Raw genomic sequence first — 6,351 nt, forward strand, 5'->3', positions numbered from 1 at the left:
AGCATCACAATGGCAAATTCAATTAACCGCAGAAACTGGATCAGATCCAGCGCTTTTATGGCCGGGGGACTGGCTTTTTGTTCGGGCACTATAACAAAACTGGCAGCTATGCCAAAACGTGTATTGCGGTCGCCACGTGCACTTACAGACCGGGAAGTAGCATTAGCAGCCCCTTTTGACCTGAAAGCAAGGCTTTTGGCCAATGAGAACCCGTTCGGCCCCTCGGCTACTGCAAAAAAAGCCATTGCAGATGCGCTTGATAAAAGTTACCAATACCCATTTATGCTCGCTTCGCAGTTATCGGGTAAAATTGCAGCTTATGAGGGCGTGGCGATGAAAAACATCGTGCTGGATTCCGGCTCGACCCCGTTACTGCATGCCGCTGCTCTGTGCTATACAAAAGGTGGCAAAAGTGTGATTACCGGCGACCCATCGTACGATGACCTGCCTACTTACGCAGAGGAATTTGATGGCAAATGGGTAAAAGTACCTTTAACCGCCGACTATAAATTAGACCTTGACGCCATGGAAGCCAAGGTAGATGCCAACACCGGAATGGTTTATATATGCAACCCAAATAACCCAACCGCAACCGTTGTTGATACAGCCAAGCTTAAGGCCTTTTGTGACCGGGTATCAAAAAAAACAATGGTATTTATTGATGAGGCTTATATTGATTACCTGCCCGATCCGCAGAGCAGCACCATGATAAGCCAGTTAAAAGCAGGCAATAATATTATTGTAGCGCGTACCTTCTCAAAACTTTACGGCTTTGCCGGCTTGCGTTTGGGCTATGTAATTGCCCAACCCGAAACTATAACCACTTTAAAAAAATATTCGAGCGCCGGGTTTAACATCAGCAGTACAACACTGGCTGCCGCCGTTGCCGCTTATCAGGAAAAAGACTTTTTAGCAGAGACCCTTAAAAAAACCAACGAATCGAAAGAGTATCTGTATTCTGTTTTGAAGAAGGAAGGTTATACCTATATCCCCTCATCGGCCAACTTTGTGATGTTCCCGATAAAAATGGATGGTAAAAAATTCAGTACCGAAATGTTTAAACGCAGCGTAGGTATCCGCGACTGGAAACTAAATGGCCAGGACTGGTGCCGCATAAGCATTGGCCGTATGGACGAAATGGAAGCCTTCGCCGCTGCTTTTAAAGAAATATCTTAATTACCGGAAGCAAGAGTTAAGAGCCAAGACAGTAATTGGTTAGGCATCTTGATTCTTGACTCTAATATCTTGACTCTATAACACATGCGTAAACTAACATTAACACTATTATTAGCAGGCACGATATACATTAGCCGCGCACAAACCGTTACACCAAGGCCACTTACTATGGCCGAATACACCAAGGCGCAAACCTTTACAATTGCCGACCTGGATAAGGACACCTACGTAAAATTTGAGAATGCCTACGTGCTCGACCGATACGAGGGCCGCAAGCCTTACTTCATCACCGGTAGCGATGGCCTTAAAAAACGAATAGACCTGTACAAACTGATAGCCAAAGAAGGCATGCAGGAAATTGGCACCATGGTTTTCTACACCAACGAAAAAGGAAAGCTATACAAAGCCCTGGTACCCGATTTTACTGCAGATGCGAAGGTTTGGGAGCAATACTTCCAGGATATAGATAACATTAACAAGGTGGAGACAAACTTTATCCTGAAGTTATCATACATCCTGTCGAAAGAACTTAGCTATAAGCAATATAAACTGCTTAATGGCGGCAAGGATATGAAAGAGGAATCGGCTACTTATGGGAACGATATTTGTTTCCCGGGTGATGAACTGGTAACGATGGCCAACGGCGCTAAAAAGCTGCTGAAAGATGTAAAAAGCGGTGACGAGGTAATTACGGTTGACCCCGCCACCAAAGTATCATCGGCAGTAAAGGTGAAAGAATTGACTACTCATGATGCTAAGAACTATGCTTTGACCAAACTGGTGCTGGTGTCGGCACAGGTAAACGGACAGGACATTAGGTTAAACAGTAAAGTATTGCAAGCGACACCAAATCACCCCATGCTTACCAAACAAGGCAATCAAAAAATTGGCGAGATAACCGTTGGGCAGGATGTACTTTGCCTTAACGAACAAACAGGCAAATACGAAGCTTATACCGTTTTATTAAAAACAGAAAAAGCAGGCGGCACTCAAAAAGTTTATAACATAGTAGCCGATGGCGGCAGCACCGTGGTTATGAACGGCGTTATGGTACTGCAGAAATAATTCAATTAAGCTATTGTGATAAAAGGGCTTACAATGTAGGCCCTTTTTTATTTACTGTGGTGCTACAAGTTATCTTGTTAGTAAACGCATGGCCATTGTTCAAAAATCAGGCGGTGATTTTTTGATACAAATTGGTACACTTGCCAAATATTCTACTTCTATCTACTATGACCAAACCGGTACATTCTATTTATAATTTACATTTCGCACTGGTTTGCCTTAGTTCGCTTTTATTCTCGGCCAGTTTTAATATGCTGATACCTGAACTGCCTGCTTACCTGAGCAGCATGGGTGGCGGCGAACATAAGGGCCTTATCATCGCTTTATTTACGCTTACAGCCGGTATCTCGCGTCCTTTTAGCGGCCGACTTACAGATACCGTTGGCCGTGTGCCGGTAATGGCGGTTGGTTCCATCGTTTGTTTTATATGCGGGTTTCTTTACCCCATACTAAGTACGGTATCAGGCTTTTTATTCCTGCGGTTACTGCATGGTTTTTCAACCGGGTTTAAGCCAACCGCAACTGCTGCTTATGTTGCCGACATTGTACCCCGCGAGCGCTGGGGCGAAGCATTGGGTTTTCATGGTATTTGTTTTAGCACAGGCTTGGCTATCGGGCCGTTTATTGGCAGTACCATCAGGCTGGCATATTCATTAAACGTATTGTTTTATGCCTCATCATTTTTAGCGCTGATGAGTATTGTGATACTGATGAACATGAAAGAAACGCTGAAACTTAAGCAGCGTTTTAGTTTATCAGTACTGAAGATCTCCCGTAAGGATATTATTGCGGTTGAGGTTTTACCTGCGGCTATCGTAACCCTGTTATCGTACGTGGCATACGGAGCTATATTAACCGTTATCCCCGATTGGAGCGGCCACTTAGGTATCATGAACAAAGGGCTTTTCTTTATGGTGTTCACTATCGCATCGTTACTGATACGCTTTATAGCCGGTAAGGTATCTGACAGGTATGGGCGTATCTATGTAATTAACACCGGGTTGGTATTACTGGTTACTGCGCTTATAGTTATTGGCTATCAGAAAACATCTTTTGGCTTGTTAGCAGGTGGCGTTATTTATGGCATTGCTACGGGGATCCTCTCTCCTGCCCTTAATGCCTGGACGGTGGACCTGAGCCAGCCCAATCACCGCGGTAAAGCTATGGCAACTATGTATATCTCGTTAGAGGCAGGGATAGGTTTGGGCGCATTAATATCAGGCTGGTTTTACCAGGATGTAATTGGCATGGTGCCATCCATTTTATACGCCACGGCTGTAACTACCGTTTTGGCTTTAATTTACATGACGTTCCGCTCAAAAACGCCCGAAAAACACCGGGATGACTTTTTAATGGAAGCTGAAGTTTAGTTTACCACCTGTATAAACCCGCATTTACGCAAAAACGGCATCCACAAAAAAGCATCAGCCAAAAGATCTGCCGATGAAATATTCTGATTGGCACTCAATACCGAAATGGCGTCGTATAAATTAGTATGCTTACGGCATTCGGTCAGCAATAAATATTGTGTTTCGGTTATTTCCTCCAGTACAAGGTGGTAATTTTTCCTGCTGATAGCCATATAACTCTTTTTCGGCGATGGCAGTTCGTATTCTTCTTCGCGGTAAACCGCCTGAAAAAACTGTTTCATCGGAAAGTTAAGCTCCAGCAACTGCAGGCATTCGGGTACGCTGATGTTTAACGTACCGAAAAGCATATCCTGTATATCTACCTGATTGGTATTAACAGCATCGTTTTCAATACCCGGTGCGCGCATGGCTACCTGCCTGGCACGTTCTACCCTTGCCAGTGCAGCAGGAATATCAAAATGACTGTTCTCTATTCCCTCTTGGACCTGTGGTTTGGTCTTATCTAAAAAATCGGGGAAGGCTTTCCCAAGGTCGTACAAAGTAAATGAGGTAGACGGATGATACATCAAGTAGGCTTTGGCGAAGCTATCAAACAACTCATCGCCCATAAACTTTTTGCTGATGGCGTAATCGGCGTACATGCAATCCAGCAGTCGCGCCATATAGCCGGAGCTGTATACATTCAGCCGTGCATGTACAGATGCCTCACCCTCGTCAGATACCACATCATTTTCATTCACATGGTACAAATGATTGGCCAGCCCAATCTTCTGGTTCAAAAACCCCGGGGCCATTACTACGGTACGCAGCCAGTTTTGCAGTAATACGGCATCCTGTTTAACCATTCGATGCCTGTAATTGAAAATCTATCGGGTTTGATACCGGCATATTTGGTGAACGATAAATACCCATATCAGGGATATTGCCTTTTAGTACCTCCCGTGCTTTAAAAAGTTCCTCCAGCAGTTCCGGGTATTCGGGAATCTTTGCGTCCCATTCCAGCAAGGTACTTACGCCACCTGTTAGCTGCTGTGCCTGCCGGTATAGTTTCCATACTTCCGATGGTACGGGCTGGTCATGCGTATCAACCAATAAAGTGCCGCAATCTGTAGGGCCGGCAATATGCATTTGTACAATATGCTCATGCGGCAGGCTGTCAATGTATTTCACCGCATCAAAGCCATGATTATGGGCCGATACAAAAACGTTGTTTACATCAAGTAGTAACCCGCAATCAGTTTTTTTTGCTAACGCGGATAAAAACTCCCACTCGGGCATGGTTGATGCTTTAAACTGCAGATAGGTTGATGGGTTTTCTAATATTAACGGGCGCTTCAAAAAGTCCTGGATCTTCAGCACACGTTCGGCCACAAGGTCAAGGCTTTCTTCGGTCATGGGCATCGGCAGCAGGTCGTGCGTATTGGTGTAGGCAACGCCCGTCCAGCATAGGTGGTCAGAGATCCACTCCGGTTCTACAATTTCAGCAAGAGCCTTCAGTTTTTGTAGGTAAACGTAATTGATCGGATCTGTACTCCCCACAGATAGCGACACGCCATGCATTACCACCGGCACCTGTTTGCGCACGTGAATAAGCACATGACTGGCGAAGCCAAAATCATCCATAAAGTTCTCACTGATGATCTCGAACCAGTCTACCCCTGCCGGGTTATTGAGCAGGTAATTAAAGTGCTTGTTTCGTAAACCCACGCCAAGGCCCAAATTTGGCAGGCCCAGGCGTGGTTTAGTATTGATGCTCATAAGCAATAATTATTTTTTAGGTTGATGGCGGGAATGCAAGGCGCAGATCGCTTGGTTTTGGTTTTTCGGGAACTTTTTCGCCGCGTTTCTTTAACACCTCCGCATAAGCCCTCCAGGCAACATCATAAACAAATTCGCCCTCGGCATAATCCATTATTTGCATAGCTTCGGCCTTATGGGTTCCTTTAGCAAAATCAAACAACTGCATTTTGTACTTTTCGTCTTTAGGAAGTGCAGGGTAGATCTGCGATGCCGATATAGGTACGGCACAACCGCCGAAACCACCGCAGGCATTATCTGATGGCGGGCTAAACGGCAAACCTTTACCTGGTGTAGGTACAGAACCGCCGCATCCGCTGCCACCGCCGGTAGATTGTACGAAACCGCAGCCGCCTTCGGCCTTGCAATCGTTTGATCCTTTACAGGCATGAAATAACTGGCTTGGCGCACAGCTGTCCAGATCGCATCCTGCATCAGGATTTTCATCAAGGTTCATCCCCTGGCACGCGTGGTATAAATGCACATTACGGTCGTATGGCTTCTCACCCTCTCCTATGATGCCTAAAGTGATATCCGGAATCTTACCAAAAACGGCCCAGCAAATAGACATCCTATCGCCCGAACCACCCATTGACGGGAACGGAAACTCCACTTTCGGGTTTTTAAAATACTCATTTAACACCCTGGTAACCCCTGCAATGGCACCTGCTGATGTGCGGCTGAAAAGATCATAGTTTTTATCGTCTTTATCTTCCAGCTTTAAGCGGTTAAGGGCGTCTGCAATATCCTGTGTAGTTGGTAGCTTACTTGAAGGATCAGGCGTGTAGCCGGCGGTTTGCAGCATTTCTGCAGTCCACTTATTACCATCGGCATGCCATTGGTCCCAGGTGGTGATGCCACCGCTTTCAATAAGCGTTTTTACAAACTCAAAGGTTTCAAAGTGATCCATTTTGCCGAATACACCACGGGCATTTGCCTTTGC

The 6,351-nt window shown here is 45.5% G+C and carries 6 protein-coding genes; 3 read left to right on the top strand and 3 right to left on the bottom strand.

The genetic code is table 11. The annotated features are described in order from the left end of the window. The first annotated feature begins 9 nt into the window (after positions 1–9). The 3 genes from WC615_RS10400 (at position 10) to WC615_RS10410 (ending at position 3,611) form a co-directional block, all read left to right on the top strand. The gene (locus WC615_RS10400) at positions 10–1,176 is read left to right on the top strand and encodes a histidinol-phosphate transaminase (RefSeq protein ID WP_372978036.1); all 1,167 of its coding nucleotides are present in this window, start codon (positions 10–12) and stop codon (positions 1,174–1,176) included. 84 nt (positions 1,177–1,260) lie between these two features. After that, positions 1,261–2,241, top strand: a complete 981-nt coding sequence (locus tag WC615_RS10405; RefSeq protein ID WP_372978037.1) for a Hint domain-containing protein — start codon at positions 1,261–1,263, stop codon at positions 2,239–2,241. A gap of 167 nt (positions 2,242–2,408) precedes the next feature. Further along, the gene (locus tag WC615_RS10410; RefSeq protein ID WP_372978038.1) at positions 2,409–3,611 is read left to right on the top strand and encodes an MFS transporter; all 1,203 of its coding nucleotides are present in this window, start codon (positions 2,409–2,411) and stop codon (positions 3,609–3,611) included. On the opposite strand, the gene WC615_RS10415 is transcribed toward WC615_RS10410, so the two are convergent. From WC615_RS10415 to WC615_RS10425, 3 genes are all read right to left on the bottom strand, one after another. Continuing rightward, positions 3,608–4,456 (bottom strand): DNA-binding domain-containing protein, encoded by an 849-nt coding sequence (locus WC615_RS10415; protein WP_372978039.1) that lies wholly within the window; start codon positions 4,454–4,456, stop codon positions 3,608–3,610. The genes WC615_RS10410 and WC615_RS10415 overlap by 4 nt on opposite strands. Continuing rightward, the gene (locus tag WC615_RS10420; RefSeq protein WP_372978040.1) at positions 4,449–5,369 is read right to left on the bottom strand and encodes a DUF692 domain-containing protein; all 921 of its coding nucleotides are present in this window, start codon (positions 5,367–5,369) and stop codon (positions 4,449–4,451) included. The genes WC615_RS10415 and WC615_RS10420 overlap by 8 nt, the downstream gene beginning before the upstream one ends. A gap of 16 nt (positions 5,370–5,385) precedes the next feature. Then, on the bottom strand, positions 5,386–6,351 hold a 966-nt coding region (locus WC615_RS10425; RefSeq protein ID WP_372978041.1), incomplete at its 5' end, for a hypothetical protein.

This window comes from Mucilaginibacter sp., from assembly GCF_041663085.1.
Lineage (GTDB): Bacteria > Bacteroidota > Bacteroidia > Sphingobacteriales > Sphingobacteriaceae > Mucilaginibacter.

Excerpts from the sequence above, each read along its gene's own strand:
- WC615_RS10405 (WP_372978037.1), top strand. The coding sequence starts at position 1,261 with ATGCGTAAACTAACATTAACACTATTATTAGCAGGCACGATATACATT.
- WC615_RS10410 (WP_372978038.1), top strand. The coding sequence starts at position 2,409 with ATGACCAAACCGGTACATTCTATTTATAATTTACATTTCGCACTGGTT.
- WC615_RS10400 (WP_372978036.1), top strand. The coding sequence starts at position 10 with ATGGCAAATTCAATTAACCGCAGAAACTGGATCAGATCCAGCGCTTTT.
- WC615_RS10415 (WP_372978039.1), bottom strand. The coding sequence starts at position 4,456 with ATGGTTAAACAGGATGCCGTATTACTGCAAAACTGGCTGCGTACCGTA.
- WC615_RS10420 (WP_372978040.1), bottom strand. The coding sequence starts at position 5,369 with ATGAGCATCAATACTAAACCACGCCTGGGCCTGCCAAATTTGGGCCTT.